Here is a 19,607-nt window from a genome sequence, read left to right on the forward strand (position 1 = left end):
TTTGTATTTTATATTTTTATACACTTATTAGTGAGCGTATTTTCATCAGGGTACCACCTGAACAATTTAACACTTTTTTGCATAAGTGTTAAATGTATATTGCATTCCTTTATCATTTGTTTCAGATTTAGAGGAGCTAATTAACCAACTACCATCATCCCAGTCAGGAAAGTGTGTGTCGCCTTCAACATCTAGTTCAATATGGGTTAAATATAAAATGTCTGCTCGTGGGAGTAATTCTGCGTATAACTGACCGCCACCAATAATCACCACTTCTTCTACATCTTGAGTTAATGCAAAAGCAGCTTCAATAGAGTCAACAACCGTCACGCCATCAATTTGATAACCTGCTTGACGAGTGATCACAATGTTATGTCTCCCTGGCAATGGGCGTCCAATAGACTCATAGGTTTTTCTACCCATAATCACAGGTTTAGCCAAAGTCATGGCTTTAAAGTGGCGCAAATCTTCAGGTAAATGCCAAGGCATTTTATTATCTTTACCAATCACTCGGTTGTTTGCCATAGCGGCAATCATTGCAATGCGCATTACGATTCCTTTTGTTAGATTACAGGTTTATCTCGATAAAATAATAGACTGGGTAGTGCCAGCCCTACGGCAAGCGCACCTAGAATAAAAACCGTTTTAAGTCCATTGAGCATCACTTCAGCTGTAAGCTCAGGGTTAATAGCATTGGCAGCCGTTAAGTGGATTAATGCAATAACAGTATTGAACGCATACGTACCTGGCACCATGGGAATAATCGCAGCGACAGCATACATCAATGGTGGCGCTAAATGCTTTTTAGCAAAACGGATAGTAGTAAAGCCAACCAAGGCAGCAGCGACAAATGTCGCCCACTCAATAGGCATATCAAAATGCATCATTAAACTGCGTGAGCTATAACCGAGTGAAGCAGCAATGGCACAATAAGGTAAAAATCGTTTTGGTACATTGAATACCATAGCAAAGCCGATCGCTGGGATCGCTGCAAAAAATGCATCATGTAGTAAGGTTAAGATTAATGACATCCTAAAAAATGCCTCCTAACTGCATTGCAATAGTAATACCGATAACTGAGGCCAGTGTCAGTAAGCTTGCAGTACCCCAACGCGAAATTCCCACATTCATATGGCCTTTTACCATATCTGAAATAGCATTAATTAAGGGGAAGCCTGGGACTAATAACAACACACTAGCCGCCATAGCCGTTTGTGGAGTCTCAGTGACAGGCCACACATAGCCGACTTGGGCGACGACATTGATACAAAATGCGGTAATGGCAAAGTTCACTAGCAAGTTATAGTGCTTACTGGCTAGGAAAAGCCTGACAGACATTCCCGCTGCGGCGGCAAAAAATGTGATTAAACATGCCATGAGATCACCACCAAACAGGTGACAAAAACTCGCACAAGATAAGCCAATCATGGGGATAACAAACTTAGCAGGATAAGTTCGAGGTTCAATGCGAGCAAGACGGCGTCTTACCTCGTTCGCGCTGTAAATGCCTTTTTCGGTTAATAAACATATTCTTTGCAACTCACATACCACCATCATATTAATGCCATGAGCTCTAATACGACGTGTTGTAGTGATACAGCGACCATGTACTAAGCTAGTTAGCACTAATGCATTGGAGGAAATAGAGAGTTCAACACTGGCTAAACCAAGCGCTTTGCCAAGGCGCTGGCTGATCTCTTCTACAAGATCAGATTCAGCGCCATAAGCGAGGAGTAGTTGCGCACACTGCACAACGAGACGGGTAATATCGTTTTGACTTTCTGCGTACACGGCTTACCTAATAAATTGATACGGATTCTATCGTTGGTAAATCACTTCAACATCATAGTCATCATCATCGAAGTCATCATCCCAGTCATCATCAAAATCTTGGCTAACTTCTTCTTGAGACTGGTGATAATTGTCCCACTTGAACTCGACATCTTCATCGGCCACTTCAGCTTCAACTTCATCAGGTAGACTTTCAATGAAATCAAGCATCTTAGTTGCTAGCTCATCTGTACCAGCGCGATTATACGCTGACATGGTATAGACATCACCTTGCCAGTCTAGCTCAGATACAATGTGGTCTATTTTCTGCTGTAGCTCTTCTTCAAGTACTAAATCAGTTTTGTTAAACACTAACCAGCGTGGCTTAGAAGCTAGTTTTGGTGAGTATTTCTCTAATTCACCTAAAATCGCTTTAGCAGATTCAACAGGGTCTGTGCCATCAATAGGTTCAATATCAATAATATGCAGCAGTACTCGACAACGCTCTAAGTGCTTCAAAAAACGAATACCAAGACCAGCACCATCGGCAGCACCTTCAATCAGACCAGGAATATCTGCAATGACGAAGCTTTGGCCCGGACGCGGGTTAACCACACCTAGATTCGGCACAAGCGTGGTAAAAGGATAATCAGCAACTTTCGGAGTGGCACGAGACACGGCGCGGATAAAAGTTGATTTTCCTGCATTGGGTAACCCAAGCAAGCCGACATCAGCGAGCAACAGTAGCTCAAGCTTGATTTCGCGAACTTCACCAGGCGTACCTAATGTTTTTTGACGTGGTGCACGGTTGGTACTGCTTTTAAAGCGTGTATTACCTAAACCATGGTAACCACCTTTAGCAACCAATAGCTTTTGACCGTGACTGGTTAAATCACCTAAGCCTTCTTCAGTCTCAAAATCTACAGCACGTGTACCAACAGGCACTTGCAAGATCAAATCTTTGCCAGCAGCACCAGTACAGTCACGGCCGCGGCCATTTGTACCACGCTCAGCAGCATGAAATCGTGTAAAGCGATAGTCGATTAGTGTATTTAGGTTTTCATTGGCTTGTAGATAGACATTGCCACCATCGCCACCATCACCGCCGTCAGGACCACCATCGGGAACGTACTTTTCACGACGGAAGCTTACGCAGCCACTGCCACCATCACCCGCTTCGACTTTGATCTTTGCTTCATCAACAAACTTCATACTGACTCCTGACGCACACTTAATCTGTCATTATAACTCGAATTGTCAGAGTTTTGCAGACAAGCGCCAAAGTTAAACAACATTAGGGTTCATATTCATCACTCAGCAAAAACAACGCTAAAGGGATGAAATGCTCCAATAAAAAACACAAAAACCCCACCATAAAGGTGGGGCTTTTTAAAACTTGCTTAGTAAAAAATTAAGCTTCGATGCTAATAAACTTACGGTTATTAGGACCTTTAACTTCAAATTTCACTTTACCGTCTGTAAGTGCAAACAGAGTATGGTCACGACCAATACCTACGTTTACACCAGCGTGGAATTTAGTACCACGTTGACGAACGATGATGTTACCAGCTAAAACTGATTCGCCACCGAAACGCTTAACACCAAGACGTTTGCTTTCTGAATCGCGGCCGTTACGAGTAGAACCGCCAGCTTTTTTATGTGCCATGAGTTAGACTCCTAAATTATGCGCTGATAGCAGTGATTTTAACTTCAGTGAACCACTGACGGTGGCCCATTTTCTTTTCGTGATGCTTACGACGGTTGAACTTTTGAATAGTTACTTTCTCACCGCGACCGTGGCTAACCACTTCAGCAACAACTTTACCACCTTCTACTAATGGTGCACCAACGTGAACATTCTCACCGTCAGCAACTAATAGTACTTGGTCAAACTCAATTGTTTCACCAGTGGCAACTTCGATTTTTTCTAGACGTACTGTATGACCTTCAGCAACACGATGTTGCTTTCCGCCACTTTGAAAAACAGCGTACATAGCTATTTTACTCCAAATGACTAACACTCTATTCCATATTTGATGGCATTAGGTGCTATAAAACTTTTAATGACAATGGGCGCGGATTCTACGCGAAGAATTCATATCTGGCAAGAGATAAATTGTATTCAATAAAAAAAGATCTGAATACCACACAGTTTGCTGTACTAGTGCTGCGCTACATCCAATTTTTATGTAAGATCATTGATTACTTAAGTTTGAAAAAGTAATTAAACAAACCATCATATTACTGACTTGTCGCTCTTGCAGAATAAGCATAATGCCAACCCGATTAATTGAGGTCATTTTATGCAAATCACGCACAATTGTCACTGAGTACCTTTGAAGTAATTGACAGTTTTCTTATATAATTCACTTTTTGATTTGTACGTACATTAATGAGGTGGGAAACAACCTACCCGCAATTAGAGACTATTATGGATTTAAACGCCATTCGTCAGCTGGCTGACACTGATATGCAAGCAGTTAATCAGCTCATCTATAAACAGCTTGAATCAGATGTAGCCTTAATTAATCAATTAGGCTTTTACATCATTAACGCCGGTGGTAAACGTCTGCGTCCTTTACTGTCGGTATTGGCTGCAGGAGCGATAGACTATCAAGGCGAAAAACATATCAAGCTTGCTGCGATCATTGAATTTATCCACACAGCCTCATTACTGCACGATGACGTTGTTGACGAGTCGACCCTAAGACGCGGTAGAGAAACTGCCAATGCCATGTTTGGTAATGGTGCAAGCGTACTAGTGGGAGATTTCCTCTATACACGTTCATTTCAAATGATGACCGAATTAGACAGCATGCGCATTTTAAATGTGTTAGCTGACGCAACCAATGTATTAGCAGAAGGTGAAGTATTACAATTAATGAATTGTAATGACCCTGACACCACAGAAGAAAGCTATATGCGCGTGATTTATTGTAAAACCGCTAAGCTGTTTGAAGCTGCGACATTACTTGCCGGTGTCATCAATCAATCTTCAGCTGAGGTACAGCAAGCACTTGGTGATTATGGTAAATACTTAGGTACCGCTTTCCAGCTTACTGATGATTTACTTGATTACACTGCAGACAGTGACGAGCTAGGTAAAAACATCGGTGATGATCTTGCAGAAGGTAAGCCTACTCTGCCACTGATTTATGCTATGAAACACGGTAGCGATTCAGCCAAAGTGCTAATAAGAGAAGCGATCGAAAAAGGCGATGGTACGCAAGCCATTGATGAAATCGTTAAAGCACTACATGATTCAGGCGCACTGAAATATACCGAGCAAAAAGCCGATCAAGAAGCGCAAAAAGCCATTGACGCATTGGCAGTTATTTCTGACAGTGATTATAAAACGGCCTTGATTTCACTCGCGAAATTGGCTGTAAAACGCAGCAACTAAACCAAATAGAAATATCAATCTAAACGGCACCTAGGGTGCCGTTTTTTTATGGGGTTAACTTAGTCGTTCACCTCAAGCTTGTATAAAGGCTAATCGCCGCTGTGTTACACCTGCCAATTGATCGGTTGATGTCCTAATTGTTGTAAATGCGTATTTATCATAGAAAAGTGACCACAACCAAAGAAGCCTCGATAGGCAGATAACGGTGACGGATGAGGGCCTTGCAACACAATATGTTTAGCTTGATCAATTAGCTTACCTTTTTTGATCGCATGGTTACCCCAGAAAACAAAAATGATCGGTTCATTCACACTATTTAAACTCTGTAGCACACTGTCAGTGAATTGCTCCCAGCCTAATTTTGCATGGGAGTGTGCTTTGCCCTCTTCGACTGTCAGTACAGTATTAAGCAACAGCACACCTTGCGTAGCCCAAGATGATAAGTTACCGTGTTCGGGAGTAACAAACCCCTCAATATCATCACTTAGTTCTTTATAAATATTGACCAAGGATGGCGGTAACTTAACGCCTTTATTCACCGAAAAACATAACCCGTGAGCTTGCCCCAAACCATGGTATGGGTCTTGTCCTAAAATCACGACTTTTACTTTCGCAAAAGGTGTCAATTCAAAGGCATTAAACACATCTTGCTCATCAGGAAAGACATTCACGCCCGCTTGACGACATTGTGCTACATTCTGTTCCAACTGCTTAAAGTAGCTGAGTGTACGTTGCTGCTGAATTAAGTCTTGCCAACATTTCATTTAAAAACACCTTTTTGTTTATTTTGTTAATCAATTTAGTTATTAATAACCAATAGTTTAACTCGCAAACCTACTGAAACTTTCATAAGCTTGATATAGGTAACTGGGACACAAAAGCACATGATACTTAAAAATAACGCTGGTTTTACGCTGATTGAATTAGTAGTCGTGGTGACAATTCTTGCCATTATAGCCGTGATTGCTTTACCTAAGTTTATCAATGTTAGCCAAGATGCCGAAGTCGCTACAGTAAAAGGAACTGGCGGCGCGTTTGCCAGTGGCATAAAACTAGCTAATATAAAATGGGCTAGCTTAGGTAATTCAGGTCCTGCGGATAATGTGCAAATATATCAAAATGCTGGCAGTGATGGACAACTCGATATAAACCAATGGGGCTATCCTGCACAAAATTATCCCCCTTTTGAGTCGTCGCCACGATTAAACAATACCAATGATTGTATGTCAGTCTGGCGTACTATATTGCAAGATGCTCCAAGCATTTCAACCAACAGCGATCCTGAGGTATCAACCTATCGCGCAACCTATATCAGCCCAGATCAGTGTCGATACTTTTATAACCCGCTTGCGACATTATCGATTTATTATGATTCGAGAAATGGTCAGGTAATTACAGATTCTGATCCAAATAGTTAAATAGGTCGCTGTATTCTGTTTTCAAAATAGGTACACTCATTGCTAATTTAAGTAAACACAAATGAGTCACACCATGTCAGAAGAGAAAAAAGAGCTAACCATTTATCAAGTTGCTGATCAGTTTATCGCATTGGCCAATCAACTTAGTCAGCAAGAAAATGACTTAGGCAAAGTAGGCACAGGTTTACGCTATGCTGCTGCGCGTTTCAATGCTTTTGAAGCCGCGGTTAAATCATCTGATCTTGCAGCTGAAAAACAAAATGCACTTGAATGGTTCTCTAATGAGTATAAAGAAATGCTCAATGAGAATTTAGAAGACCATATCAAGTTCCCACCGGGAACTCCGCGTGAAGAAACGTCAACTAACAATGGTGTTGAAACATTTAAAGCAGAATAGTCTGTGGTTTGACTCAATACTGATTGGCAATAAAGCACATTAGCATTGAATTTAACATACAAAAATGGTCCTCATATGGGACCGTTTTTTATTGCTGCATCTAGTTTACACCCTTTTTATATCACCAAAATGGAAGTGGAATGGATGTAAACTAAATAGGTGAAGCCACCAACATGCTATAGATCACCCGTAATGCTAGTAAAATCAAAATCACCCCAGAGGCTTTATCAATCAGAGCCGATTTTGCTTTTAGCTTCTGTAAAATCATAGGTTGTGACAAAACTAGCGCAATTAAGGTGTACCACAGACCATCAATCAATAATGGTGTAAACACAATCAAAGCCTGGCCAAACTGCGTCGCCGATGCGGCGACAAACTGAGAAAAAAGCGCAAGAAAAAACAACAGGATTTTTGGGTTAAATAGTGAGATTGCAATGCCATCTCTTGCTGATTGAAGTAAGCTGGTTTTATTGGCTTTTTCATCGGTATCTAGGGTAGAAGCACCACTGGATTTTAATGCATTTATCCCCATCCAAGCCAAATATAGCGCCCCCACTAGCGCTATTGCATTAAACACTAAAGGCGAGTTTTTCAATACAACCGCTAAGCCCAATAAAGTGATCAACGCGTAAAAACCAATTCCCATAGCGTGCGCCCAAGCACACACGATACCATGTAGACGGCTGCCATTGACCGTATGCCTAATTACCATGGCCAAACTTGGCCCTGGTGACATTGCACCCAAACAACAGATTGCCAGTAACCCTAACCAAACACTAAAACTCATAAAAATCCTTGCTTTTTGTGGCAATGCTAACGGTTAGCAAGTGATTTGAACAGCACTAATATTTTCATTTCGTTCTATCTTTTTATGCTAATGTATCACGCATTACAGATATAACTGATGAGCCTAGGATGACCTTTGTTCCTACCCTTTTATTGATTCTTTTATTCATTGCGATTGCTGGATTACTGATTGCCAAAGCCAAAGGCAAAAAAATCCCCATGAGCGTCATTGTGATGTTAGGTTTTTTCGCCGTTTGCATGGCCTCAATAGTGGCATTTATCAAAAATGGCGAAAACTATGATGCGTATTTATTCCAGCAATGGGAACCACTCGCGCCGCAAGAAATAAGTAGACTAGTGAATCAAGGACATACTGTCGTTGTCGATATTCAAGCTGATTGGTGCCTGCCTTGCCGTGCCAATAAAGCCAATGTGTGGCACCGAGAACCTGTAGTAAATACCCTTGCTGCAGACAACATTATTCTTATGCGCGGTGATTTAACAAACCCCAACCCAGTAGTGGAAAACTATTTAATCAGTCAACAAGGTCACGGCACACCTTTCAATAAAGTGTATGGTCCGAAACTGCCACGTGGCGTGCAGCTGCCTGCTCAATTAGAAATTAAGCACCTTTATGAAGCTTTGGCGATGGTATCTGGGCAACCCAGTCAACATGAGTAGGTGAAAGCGGTAATATTTGAATAATAAAACTTGCTTAAGCAGTTTCTGATAAACATCGGACGCTGCTTAAGCAGAAAATTAAAGACGCATAAATGCATGAAAGTATCAGCGTCAGTTATTGTTGCTGTACACCCTTTTCAACAATCTCTTTGCCATTTTCAAACACGTCTTTGGTAACCCAACGACCCAGCAGTAACTTATGGTTATCACCAAACACTGCCACAAAGTGTCGACCATCGGCATTACTGGTTGCTAAGCCAATACCAGCAACACCTTCAAGTCCAAGTGTGCCAGACTCAATCATGCGAATAAAAGTGGATAACTCGGTTAAATCACTAATGACTTTATCGTCAAAATTCATCTTCAATCCTAATCTGTAGTGCCATTTTGGCCTAAATAATGCTGCAATCATAACATTCTAATGTACGTGATTCAGCAAGGTAACCCAGCATATAGACCAAAAAAGCGAGCTAGAAAATATTCTAACTCGCTTCAATATAAACTTATTTGTAGCCACGAAGGTGCTGCTACTCGGTTAAGCTAAAGTACGGTAATCACATCTTGCTCTGGCAGGCGAGATTTAGGTAAGCCATGATTATAATCTTCTGCATCTTTGTGATAACCGATAGCAAGCGCAAAATCACATTCGTAACCTGCTAATTCTTTACCAAAAATATCACCAATCAGCTGCTTATCCACGCCTTCCATAGGAGTAGAATCAATGCCTAAACGCGCTAAAGTATGTAAAGTATTACCTAAGGCTATGTAAGTTTGTGCTTTAGTCCAGTGACCATTAAAACCATTCTCATCGGTATTGGCTTCGGCAAAAGTAAAGCCACCATTAAGCATGTTGTCATACATCTCAGCAGGTAAGTGACCTGAACTCACTTCAACGTCAACCACCTTGCGATAATCATCTTTGGTAAAGTTTGGATTATGCGCAAACAAAATCACATGCGATGCTTCTTTTGCATGGGGTTGGTTAAACTGATGCATATTGGCAAACGAGTCATGAAAACGCTGTTTAGCGGCATCAGATTCAATAATGATGAACTTCCAAGGTTGAGAGTTAATTGAAGACGCAGATAAGCGAATTGCCTCTTTTAACACTGCCATATCTTCAGCAGACACACGTTTAGTCACATCATATTTTTTTGCAGTATAACGCTGGTTTAAATCATCAATAATTGGGTGAGACATAATAGTTTCCTCAATGAATTCGCTGGTGTTCAATCAATGAGGTCATTTTATTAAAACAGTGTGTTTCAATAAATAACCAATAACACCAAACATTATGGACATTAAAGTCCATAATTATTTAAGCAAAACACGAGGTGAAAACTGACAATAAAACGCATGATTAATTGCTTACTGATCGCCCTTTACTGTTCTCGTTTAGACATTTTAATGTATAGCACCAGAGATAAAAGTATCAGGCCACCACCGAATAGCTTCTGAGTCGCGACCTGTTCACCAAGGAAACTAACACTGAGTAACATGGTCCACACGGGCTCAAGCAGCATAATCAACGCCGCAGTTTCAATTTTACAACCAGACTGCCCAATAGTTTGTAAAAGGTAGCGAATTGCCGTTGCCGCGACTGTGGAAACAATAAACCACATAAATAGATCAACAGTCCAGTTATAACTGGCTTGCTCAATCATGCTGACATACACCAAGCTCACCCCTGCAACTGCCATCATTTGCACACAAATAGCCACTAAAGGTGCAATGTTCGCTGTGAGTCGCTTATTCAATACAAAGTGAAATGACATAGTGACAGAAGATAATAAAAACAGCCCTTGACTGGGTGCCAATTGCCAACCATTGGCTAACGTGAGTAATGCCATGCCAGCAATACTCACAGGCAGTGCTAACCAGAAAGCACGGTTGGGAGTAATTTGGTATAACAACCATGCCACCAAAGGCGCTATCAGCATGGCTAGGCTCATAATGAAAGCCCCTTCCGATAAGCCGTCACTGATGGTGACCGCATGCATCCAGATCTGTAAACCGACACCTAATACTACGCCAGCCATTAACGAAAACAGCCACTGTTTTAGACGTAATTTGATGACAGCCTTATAACAAAAAGGCAGTAGAATCAGTGAGGCGACTAAAAACCGCAAACCAATAAACGACTCGCCTGGCATGGTTTCAACAATTACTTTTGAGGCAACCCAGCCTACTGCGGCCAATAAGGTAGCCAATAATAAATACACAGATGCACGCATACCGCTCTCTTACTAATGGTGTTTTACGAAGATAAGGTGAAGTGAACAAACAAAAAAGCAACCTCACAAGGAGATTGCTTTTTTCATTATATCCAGAATTTACGCTTGGGTATATGTGGGGTAGTCGGTTAGCCCCTTGTCATCACCGCCAAACAGCGTTGCTGGATCGTGTTTCGCTAATGGATAGCCATGCTGAATCCGGCTTGGCAAATCAGGATTTGCGACAAATGGACGACCGAAACCAATCATGTCAGCTAAGCCTTGCTCAATCATAGTGCAGGCTTTTTCTGCATCATATTTACCTGCGTAAATCAGTACACCTTCAAATGCGTTGCGTAAATCAACTTTGAACTGTTCTGGGGTATCAGGTGCATCTTCCCAATCAACTTCAGCTATATGCAAGTAGACAATCTTGTGCTGATTAAGCATTTTACCTGCCGCCACATAAGTCTCTACAGGCGTCGCATCTACTGTGCCATTGAGTGATGTAAATGGCGCTAAACGTACACCGACTCGATCAGCTCCAATCGCATCAATCATTGCCGCAACCACCTCGCTCATAAAGCGTAAACGATTTTCAATAGAGCCACCATATTCGTCAGTGCGCTTATTCGCTTCAGAATCGATGAACTGGTTAATTAAGTAACCATTTGCAGCATGTAATTCGATTCCATCAAACCCAGCCTCAATGGCATTAATCGCCGCTTGACGATATTGCTCAACCACCATATTGATATCATCTTTACTCATTGCACGCGGCTCGGCTACATCAACAAAACCAGGCTCTTGAGTGCCATTGTCAATAAACACTTTGACGTTTTCTGCTTTCAAAGCAGAAGAGGAAATGGGTTGCTGACCACCAATATTATCGGGGTGAGTCACACGTCCCACATGCCATAATTGCGCGAAGATAACGCCGCCCTTTTCATGTACAGCATCAGTGGTAAGTTTCCAACCATCAATTTGTGCCTGGGTATAGATACCTGGCGTCCAAGCGTAACCCTGCCCCATTGCAGAAATTTGAGTACCTTCAGATACAATCAAGCCTGCTTCAGCACGTTGTGCATAGTATTTGGCCATCATGGCATTAGCCACATTACCTGGTTGGCTGGCACGTGAGCGAGTCATCGGCGGTAATACTATACGGTTGGCTAACTGGTGTTGCCCTAATGTCACTTTTTCAAACAGAATATTGCTCATATGCTTACTCTCTTAATTTGGGTCATTAATCTAATTGAATTAGTTCAATTTGATAGCCATCTGGATCGGTGATGAACGCAATATGTGTTTCGCCACCTTTTACTGGGCCTGGCTGGCGCGTCACATTGCCGCCTAAGGTTGAGATTTTTTCGCAAGCGGCATAAATATCGGTGACGCCTAAAGCCAAATGACCAAAAGCATTACCCATATCATATTCATTGGTATCCCAGTTATATGTCAGCTCAATCGTGGCTGCACCAGCTTGATCAGGATAGCCAACAAATACTAAGGTGTAACGATAGTCATGGTTGTCAGTTCGGCTAAGCTCTGTCATACCCAGTACTTGGGTGTAAAACTCAATAGACTGTTGCAGGTCTACCACTCGAATCATTGTATGTAAAAACTTCATATGCACCTCAAAAAAGGTCGTTCTACTGATAATGGCAAACAGTGTACAAGCTCAAATCAATCGAGTTAAATTATTATAAATTCTCAATTTGATAATATTTTATTATTAAGAGTGTATTTCAATAGTGACTTGCTATGACGGCTCTGAAACAGGCGATATCCAATATAGACTTTGTGAAATATAGCCTGTTCAAAAGCAGGTAGAAGGTGAATGACAAAATAACAGCTGAAAAAGAAGAAACCAAAACGAATAATGAAAACTCAGCGATAATGACTTCATCACCGAGTTTGACTAGCACAACAGATTAGCGCGCCAAAGCCAGCCTAGAGAATTTATGTTTTAGACCGATTGATATTGTCTATAGGTATTTCTACCAGCAGACTTTGCCTGATAAAGTGCATTATCTGCTTTATTGACCAACTCATCTTGATGATGGCCATCGGTAATATTCACAATATGGTAGCCCACTGAACAACTCACGTAATCAACCACATTCTCAGCATGGGGTTGTGCTGTCTCACGCCACAAGTCAACCACGTTCTCAGCAAGCGAGTGAGCTTCCTGCGGTTTAACATCAAATACAGCCACAATGAACTCTTCCCCGCCATAACGTGCAATGATATCTGATTGCCGTTTGAACACTCGTCTTAATAAGCTGGCCTGCAATTGAATCACTTTATCCCCTTGCAAATGTCCATAGTGATCGTTGTAGCCTTTAAAGTGATCTAAATCGATAAGATAAATAGCGACACTGTTGCCTAAGCGAAGATTGGTTTTCATCGCATGTTGAAACAACATATTAAAAGTGCGGCGATTATATAAGCCCGTTAATGAATCACGTTGGCTTAGTTCGGTTAACTTTTGGTTTAAAGATAACAGTTGCTTTTGACCATGCTCAATTTGATATACGCCAATAAGACTGACAAAGAAAGTCGCAAGTACAAAGCCGACATTGAGGAAGGTTTCTATCCCATAGATTGGCAAATTCAATGCCATGACACAAAAGCTAATGAACACGATTACTGCATAAATTAATGAGTATTTGAAATTTACCCGCAAGATAAACATGGTAAAAAAGCAATAAAGTAAAGTGCCTTCGTAAGCAAAAATAACCTGCTCTTGCTGCCAGCAAATGACGATCAACGCAAAGTTAACGAAGCTTATCAAAATCGTCACACTGATCGTGGCGACATTGTAATTTCGGTGGAAACTCGAGTGGAAGGAGTATGCGATTAACGCCAAACATAATGGCACTTGGCCGAACAATCGGGACTGAAGATAGACACCATGCAAGCTATCAGGTAATACGCGTAAATCCGCAAACATAAAACCACACATCAGTACAATACCAATTAGCACTAATATACGAATTTGAATTAGCCCAAAAGGTAGCTTGCTCCCTGCTGTCTGCGCCATATTTTACTTCCCTAGTGTATTGGCATGATCTGGTGTAGTCATGAATAACTATAAACTGATTTGAACACAATACCCACATTTATAGTATGCCTACTTTAACTTAAACAAGGGGGCGTTGAGTGTATTAAAATGTACGCTCTCACCCCTTTCATTATTCAATTTAGTTCCCATCAAACCAGTGACGAGTGCGATTCACGATAGCCACTAGCGATAACATGACTGGTACTTCAACCAATACGCCAACGACGGTAGCCAATGCGGCACCGGAATGTAAGCCAAATAAAGAAATGGCCACAGCAACAGCCAATTCAAAAAAGTTCGACGTTCCGATCATACTTGCAGGTCCTGCAACATTATGCTTTAGCTTCATGAATTTAGCCGCAAAATACGCAATAAAGAAAATACCGTAGGTTTGAATAACCAACGGGATAGCAATCAAGCCAATGGTTTGTGGCTGAGTCACAATGGTTTGTGCTTGAAAGCCAAACAGCAACACAACAGTTGCTAGCAATCCAATGATTGACCAAGGCTTTAAGCGTGCCAATAATTGCGACATAGCCTGTTCATCACCTTGCTTATTAAGGGCATTTCGGGTCAAGACTCCAGCCACCAGCGGCAACACCACATACAAGCCAACAGAAGTTAACAAGGTTTCCCAAGGTACATGGATATCAGTCACGCCCAATAAAAAAGCGGTAATAGGTGCAAAGGCAAAAATCATGATGACATCGTTCACCGTTACCTGAACAAGCGTATAGTTTGGGTCACCTTTCGTCATTTGTGACCAAACAAATACCATTGCGGTACAAGGCGCTACACCGAGTAATATCATGCCCGCAATATATTCTTGAGCAGAGGCAGGGTCGACCCAGTCCACAAATAACGTATTGAAGAATAACCAACCGAGTGCCGCCATAGAAAAGGGTTTGATTAACCAGTTAATGATGACGGTTAAAATCAAACCGCGCGGATTTTTACCCACATCTTTTACGGCAGAAAAGTCAATTTGCACCATCATGGGGTAGATCATCGCCCATATGAATATGGCAACAACAATATTGACATGGGCAATTTCTAATCCAGCAATGATTTGAAATGCATCTTGAAATAACAGTCCTAACCCAACACCTGCAAGGATGCTAAGCCCAACCCATACTGATAAATAACGTTCAAATATTCCCACAACCTACTCCTGAATCATGTCGCAGTAACAATACCTCTACCACAACATGCAAAGTAAACATATGAAATAATACATATATGATATTTCATATATTTGATTAGTGATAGTATTTAGTTATTTACCACCATGATCTTCATCACAACCTTAATTGAAACTAAGGTTGTGAGTTCATCATCAACAGCGGTTTCAACTTAGAGCTTAACTATATGACCTTAGCCAGTGTAAGCTTAAGAAACAGCAAGCTTAGCTACAACACCTGCTTTTCAGTAGGAGATGTCGATGTCACTGCTAGCTCTGTGGCTTGAGATTGCAATGTTTCAGCAATATAGCCATCCACCACCTGCGCCAGTATATCTAGTGGCATGGCGCCGTTTTTAAGTACGGCATCATGAAAGTCAGGCAAGTGAAATTGATCGCCCAGTGCCATCTTGGCTTTCTCTCTTAGCTCTAGAATTTTCATCATCCCCACTTTATAAGACGTTGCTTGGCCGGGCATAACGATGTAACGCTCAATTTCAGCGACAACATCACTTTGTGTACGGCCAGTATTATCAGCCATATAATCAATGGCGTGTTCTCTACTCCAGCGCTTATGGTGTATGCCAGTATCAACAACTAAACGCACCGCCCTAAGTAACTCATCAGCTAAGCGGCCAATATTATCTGCAGGCGCAGTCATAAAGCCTTGTTCATAAGCTAAACGCTCTGCATAAAGTGCCCAACCTTCGGTATAGGCTGTAAAAGGAGCAAAGCGTCGCATGAATGGCATATCTTCTAATTCCATTGCAATGGCAACTTGAAAGTGATGGCCTGGGATCCCCTCATGATATGCCAGCGTACGCATACTGTATTTAGGGGTTGCTTTGATATCATATAAGTTAGCGAAGAACCTACCCGGTCTAGAGCCATCCATAGAAGGGCCTTGATAATACGCACCCGCAGAGGTTTTTTCCTTAAACTCGGGAATGCGTACCACTTCCATGCCCGCTTTCGGACGGATATTAAAAGCGGTTTCCAACCCCTGATCTATTTCATCTAGTATGCTTTGATATTCTTCAAGAATTTGTTCACGACCAGCATCGGAGTCTTCATAGTAAAACTCTGGGCGAGCGCTGTACTGCGCCATTGCAGGCAAGTATCCCGCTGAAATATCAATCCCTTCTTGCTCGAATAAGCCCATCATTTGCTGTTGAATACGAGCAACTTCGGTTAAACCTAATTGATGGATTTCATCCGCGGTATAATCGGTGGTAGTAAAGAATTTCAATGCAACCTGATAAGCTTGCTCACCATCAGGCAAATGCCAATAACCATCATTATTACCTGCTTTAGATTTCAGCCCGTTAAAGTAAGTAATGAGTAAGTCGTAAGCCGGATACACAGACGACACAATTTTTTGCTCGGCCTGCTCAAGCAGTGCCTGTTTATCAGCGACTGAAATATCGTTAGCAGTGGATAATTTTTTATCCATTGACGTATATAAAATATTGTCTGTCACTGGCGTACTTACAAATGCATTCATTTCATCCAGTACACGATCAATGACAAACCTAGGCGGTATGATGCCTTTACTTTCACGTATTTGAAGCCCATGTACATGTTGGCCAAATTTACGTTCAATTTCACTTAAACGGGACAGATAGTTTTCAGCATCTTGTTGATCATTGATTTGATGCTGCGCTTCCATGAAACTAGGAAAACCACTTTGAATACCAAACATTTGATTGGCTGGATAATTGTGATATTTGAACGGTTCATAAGCTTCTAGCGTATCCAGTAGGTATAGCGCGATTTGCTTGGAAAACTGCTGATTTTGATCGAGAAGTTCATCGTCATAGCGTTCAAGCCCTTGACGAAATTGTTCAGCACGCTGAAACATTTTTTGATCTTTGTTGGGGTCAGCATCATCCAAATACGCATTATGACCTTTGATCCCAACAGACTCTAAAAAGCCGAGTGATGTGAGTGTTTCTGGGCTATCGAACGCCATTTTGACCAGTTCCCTGTCCAAAAAAACGCGGAAGAAGACGGGCTTTTCAGCATACCATTCGTGGGCAGCAAACGCACCGCCCAATGTGGCAATACTCAAAAATCCCACGGATAACCACTTAAGTGACGTCCTCATCATACTATCCCTTTTTATTATTTATTATTGTTGTATTACGCCCAAAAGAAGTTAACAAATTGTTACAAACAAAGAAACTGTAATTGTCAACTTTTTGACTATTGACAAGAAGAGTGACGATAAAAGCAACAGAATCAATACTTAGGCCGTAATACAAACAAATCTCAGTATGATTAATACAAAATGCAGGCCAAAAAAAACGGGCTAATTGCCCGTTTATAGTATTTTGCTAAGCGCTGTCGCTATGCTGCCTGTAAGCAACTACTCACTTTGTGCGGTGAGTTTACGTGCTTGATGCAGTTTTTTATAGCTTTCAACTAAACGCAAATGTGGTTCAATGCCTTCCAGCGCCATGCTAGTTTTCGTTAACCCATGGAAGCGCACTTCGCCATTAATGGTACCGATCACGCCTTGCATGACCTCGTCGCCAAACATACGTGTGAAGTTATGAATAAAGTGCTCAATGTCCAGTTCATCATCAATCGCCACTTCTAATACCGCATTCATCGCTTGGAAAAATAAACTCCGAGCAACGGTATTATCATTAAACTGTAAGAAGTCACCTACCAGTTCTTGAGCTTCTTCTAAGGCTCCTAGTGCGAGATAAATCAATATCTTCAGCTCAATGATTGTGAGTTGTCCCCACACAGTGTTCTCGTCGAAAGCAATACCAATCAATGTGCGAATGTCGGTGTAATTGTCCAGCTGAGAATCTTCTAAACGATTAACCAAGTCCGCTAGCTCATCATCAGAAAGCGCATGCAAATTAAGAATATCTTCGCGGTAATCTAACGCCTTGTTAGTGTTATCCCAGATTAAGTCTTCCACTGGATAAACTTCCGAGTAGTCAGGAACTAACATACGACATGCTGCAGCACCCAGCTGAGTGAAGTTAGCGGTATACACCTCTTTGCCCAACTCGGCCAAAATGCCAAACAGGTATTCAGCTTCTTGTTGGTTGGTTCCAGAGAAGTCCCACTCAACAAAATCATAATCATGATTACTACTGAAGAAACGCCATGAGATAACACCAGTTGAATCAATAAAGTGTTCTACAAAGTTTTCTGGCTCACTAACGGCCATGGAATTAAAGGTAGGTTTTGGTACATCATTTAGGCCTTCAAAACTGCGCCCTTGGAGTAGCTCGGTTAAGCTGCGCTCTAAGGCAACTTCAAAACTCGGGTGTGCACCGAATGAAGCAAACACACCGCCGGTTTTAGGGTTCATCAAGGTCACACACATAACCGGAAATTGTCCACCAAGCGAGGCATCTTTCACAACCACTGGAAAACCTTGCGCTTCTAATCCTTCAATACCCGCCACGATACCAGGGTATTTAGCTAACACTTCTGTTGGTACATCTGGCAATACAATTTCTTGCTCAATGATTTGTCTTTTTACTGCCCGTTCAAATATTTCAGAGAGGCACTGTACTTGTGCTTCTTCAATATTATTACCGGCACTCATGCCATTACTTAAAAACAGGTTCTCGATCAGATTTGATGGGAAATAAACCGTTTCACCATCACTTTGTCGAGTATAAGGAATCGTACAAATACCGCGTTCAATGTTACCCGAGTTAGTATCAATTAAATTCGAACCTGCCAACTCGTCATCAGGGTTGTAAATGGCTAGCGTGTAGTCATCTAATATCCCTGCAGGTAGCGCATCATCTTCCGTTAATGCAAACCACTTCTCATTTGGATAATGCACAAATTCACTATTGGCAATCTCAGTACCAAAGAACCAGTCATTGTAGAAAAAGTTATTATTTAAACGCTCAATAAATTCGCCTAACGCTGAGCAAAGTGCGCTTTCTTTGGTCGCACCTTTACCATTGGTAAAGCACATTGGCGATGCCGAATCACGGATATGCAGTGACCAGACATTCGGCACAATGTTTCGCCATGAAGATATTTCTATCTTCATGCCAAGATCGGCCAACATAGACGTCATGTTTTCAATGGTTTTCTCTAGCGGTAAATCTTTACCTAGAATATATGTGCTCGCATCACCGTCAGGTTGCCCCATTAACATCGCATTGGCATCAGCATCTAAGTTCTCGACGGTATCGACCTTGAACTCAGGGCCTGTTTGCACCACTTTCTTCACGGTGCAACGATCAATAGAGCGTAAAATACCTAAGCGATCTTTCTCAGAAATACCTTCTGGTAATTCCACTTGAATTTGAAAAATCTGGTTATAGCGATCTTCAGGATCAACGATATTATTTTGCGATAAACGGATATTTTCTGTTGGGATATCACGGGCTTTACAATATACCTTGATGAAATAAGCCGCGCATAATGCAGATGAGGCAAGGAAGTAATCAAATGGGCTTGGCGCAGAACCATCCCCTTTATAACGGATAGGCTGATCCGCTGTCACTGTGAAGTCGTCAAACTTAGCTTCAAGCCTTAAGTTATCGAGAAAGTTAACTTTAATTTCCATTGCATGCACCCGCAAAATAGCTTCATTAAGCGCAGATTAGCGCTTATCTTTAAAATTAGGTGAATTATCGGTGTTTTTAGCGCAATAGTCTTGGTCTATTTGCAGATTTCTTAATATAAATTTTATTTCCAATT

General features: G+C 41.6%; 21 protein-coding genes. 4 read left to right on the plus strand and 17 right to left on the minus strand.

Features of this window, described 5'->3' with window-relative positions; translation table 11 throughout:
* Positions 1–66: 66 nt before the first annotated feature.
* The 6 genes from folA to rplU form a co-directional block, all read right to left on the minus strand.
* Complete coding sequence (folA, locus tag ACHUGF_RS11510) at positions 67–549, minus strand: type 3 dihydrofolate reductase (protein ID WP_394131315.1); 483 nt, start codon at positions 547–549, stop codon at positions 67–69.
* A gap of 14 nt (positions 550–563) precedes the next feature.
* Entirely contained in the window at positions 564–1,031 is a 468-nt protein-coding gene (locus ACHUGF_RS11515) for a threonine/serine exporter family protein (RefSeq protein WP_394131317.1), read from the minus strand.
* Position 1,032: 1 nt separating this feature from the next.
* Complete coding sequence (locus tag ACHUGF_RS11520) at positions 1,033–1,791, minus strand: threonine/serine exporter family protein (protein WP_394131319.1); 759 nt, start codon at positions 1,789–1,791, stop codon at positions 1,033–1,035.
* A gap of 27 nt (positions 1,792–1,818) precedes the next feature.
* Positions 1,819–2,982: an Obg family GTPase CgtA gene (cgtA, locus tag ACHUGF_RS11525; protein ID WP_394131321.1), complete on the minus strand. Its 1,164-nt coding sequence runs from the start codon at positions 2,980–2,982 to the stop codon at positions 1,819–1,821.
* A gap of 199 nt (positions 2,983–3,181) precedes the next feature.
* Positions 3,182–3,436 carry a 50S ribosomal protein L27 gene (rpmA, locus tag ACHUGF_RS11530; RefSeq protein WP_007650346.1) on the minus strand — a complete coding sequence of 85 codons (255 nt, stop codon included), beginning with the start codon at positions 3,434–3,436 and terminating at the stop codon, positions 3,182–3,184.
* A 16-nt stretch (positions 3,437–3,452) separates the two neighbouring features.
* Positions 3,453–3,764: a 50S ribosomal protein L21 gene (gene rplU / locus ACHUGF_RS11535; RefSeq protein WP_130598246.1), complete on the minus strand. Its 312-nt coding sequence runs from the start codon at positions 3,762–3,764 to the stop codon at positions 3,453–3,455.
* A 437-nt stretch (positions 3,765–4,201) separates the two neighbouring features.
* Here rplU and ispB point away from each other — a divergent pair, with 437 nt between their 5' ends.
* Positions 4,202–5,173, plus strand: a complete 972-nt coding sequence (gene ispB / locus ACHUGF_RS11540; RefSeq protein ID WP_394131380.1) for an octaprenyl diphosphate synthase — start codon at positions 4,202–4,204, stop codon at positions 5,171–5,173.
* Between the two features lie 104 nt (positions 5,174–5,277).
* Here the strand turns inward: ispB and ung are convergent, their stop codons facing one another.
* Positions 5,278–5,937 carry a uracil-DNA glycosylase gene (gene ung, locus ACHUGF_RS11545; protein WP_394131324.1) on the minus strand — a complete coding sequence of 220 codons (660 nt, stop codon included), beginning with the start codon at positions 5,935–5,937 and terminating at the stop codon, positions 5,278–5,280.
* A 120-nt stretch (positions 5,938–6,057) separates the two neighbouring features.
* Here ung and ACHUGF_RS11550 point away from each other — a divergent pair, with 120 nt between their 5' ends.
* On the plus strand, positions 6,058–6,591 hold the full coding sequence (locus tag ACHUGF_RS11550; RefSeq protein ID WP_394131325.1) for a pilus assembly FimT family protein: 534 nt from the start codon (positions 6,058–6,060) through the stop codon (positions 6,589–6,591).
* Between the two features lie 73 nt (positions 6,592–6,664).
* Positions 6,665–6,988 carry a DUF3144 domain-containing protein gene (locus tag ACHUGF_RS11555; RefSeq protein ID WP_394131382.1) on the plus strand — a complete coding sequence of 108 codons (324 nt, stop codon included), beginning with the start codon at positions 6,665–6,667 and terminating at the stop codon, positions 6,986–6,988.
* Between the two features lie 151 nt (positions 6,989–7,139).
* On the opposite strand, the gene ACHUGF_RS11560 is transcribed toward ACHUGF_RS11555, so the two are convergent.
* Entirely contained in the window at positions 7,140–7,775 is a 636-nt protein-coding gene (locus ACHUGF_RS11560) for a LysE family translocator (protein WP_394131327.1), read from the minus strand.
* Positions 7,776–7,903: 128 nt separating this feature from the next.
* Between ACHUGF_RS11560 and ACHUGF_RS11565 the strand changes: the two genes are divergently transcribed.
* A complete protein-coding gene (locus tag ACHUGF_RS11565; RefSeq protein ID WP_394131329.1) occupies positions 7,904–8,455 on the plus strand; it encodes a thioredoxin family protein in 552 nt (183 codons plus the stop codon).
* Between the two features lie 115 nt (positions 8,456–8,570).
* Here the strand turns inward: ACHUGF_RS11565 and ACHUGF_RS11570 are convergent, their stop codons facing one another.
* The 9 genes from ACHUGF_RS11570 to ACHUGF_RS11610 form a co-directional block, all read right to left on the minus strand.
* Positions 8,571–8,816 carry a hypothetical protein gene (locus ACHUGF_RS11570; RefSeq protein ID WP_394131331.1) on the minus strand — a complete coding sequence of 82 codons (246 nt, stop codon included), beginning with the start codon at positions 8,814–8,816 and terminating at the stop codon, positions 8,571–8,573.
* A gap of 179 nt (positions 8,817–8,995) precedes the next feature.
* Positions 8,996–9,655, minus strand: coding sequence for an NAD(P)H-dependent oxidoreductase (locus ACHUGF_RS11575; protein ID WP_394131332.1), 660 nt, complete (start codon positions 9,653–9,655; stop codon positions 8,996–8,998).
* Between the two features lie 182 nt (positions 9,656–9,837).
* A complete protein-coding gene (locus ACHUGF_RS11580) occupies positions 9,838–10,689 on the minus strand; it encodes a DMT family transporter (protein ID WP_394131334.1) in 852 nt (283 codons plus the stop codon).
* Positions 10,690–10,788: 99 nt separating this feature from the next.
* Positions 10,789–11,889 (minus strand): alkene reductase, encoded by a 1,101-nt coding sequence (locus ACHUGF_RS11585; protein WP_394131336.1) that lies wholly within the window; start codon positions 11,887–11,889, stop codon positions 10,789–10,791.
* Positions 11,890–11,914: 25 nt separating this feature from the next.
* Entirely contained in the window at positions 11,915–12,298 is a 384-nt protein-coding gene (gene gloA / locus ACHUGF_RS11590) for a lactoylglutathione lyase (protein ID WP_394131338.1), read from the minus strand.
* A 339-nt stretch (positions 12,299–12,637) separates the two neighbouring features.
* Positions 12,638–13,714, minus strand: a complete 1,077-nt coding sequence (locus ACHUGF_RS11595) for a GGDEF domain-containing protein (RefSeq protein ID WP_394131339.1) — start codon at positions 13,712–13,714, stop codon at positions 12,638–12,640.
* Positions 13,715–13,874: 160 nt separating this feature from the next.
* Entirely contained in the window at positions 13,875–14,897 is a 1,023-nt protein-coding gene (gene arsB, locus ACHUGF_RS11600; protein ID WP_394131340.1) for an ACR3 family arsenite efflux transporter, read from the minus strand.
* A gap of 247 nt (positions 14,898–15,144) precedes the next feature.
* On the minus strand, positions 15,145–17,022 hold the full coding sequence (locus ACHUGF_RS11605) for a DUF885 domain-containing protein (protein WP_394131384.1): 1,878 nt from the start codon (positions 17,020–17,022) through the stop codon (positions 15,145–15,147).
* Positions 17,023–17,283: 261 nt separating this feature from the next.
* Complete coding sequence (locus ACHUGF_RS11610; protein WP_394131341.1) at positions 17,284–19,473, minus strand: OsmC domain/YcaO domain-containing protein; 2,190 nt, start codon at positions 19,471–19,473, stop codon at positions 17,284–17,286.
* Positions 19,474–19,607 lie beyond the last annotated feature (134 nt).

Source organism: Shewanella maritima, from assembly GCF_043643735.1.
GTDB classification, from domain to species: domain Bacteria; phylum Pseudomonadota; class Gammaproteobacteria; order Enterobacterales; family Shewanellaceae; genus Shewanella; species Shewanella maritima_A.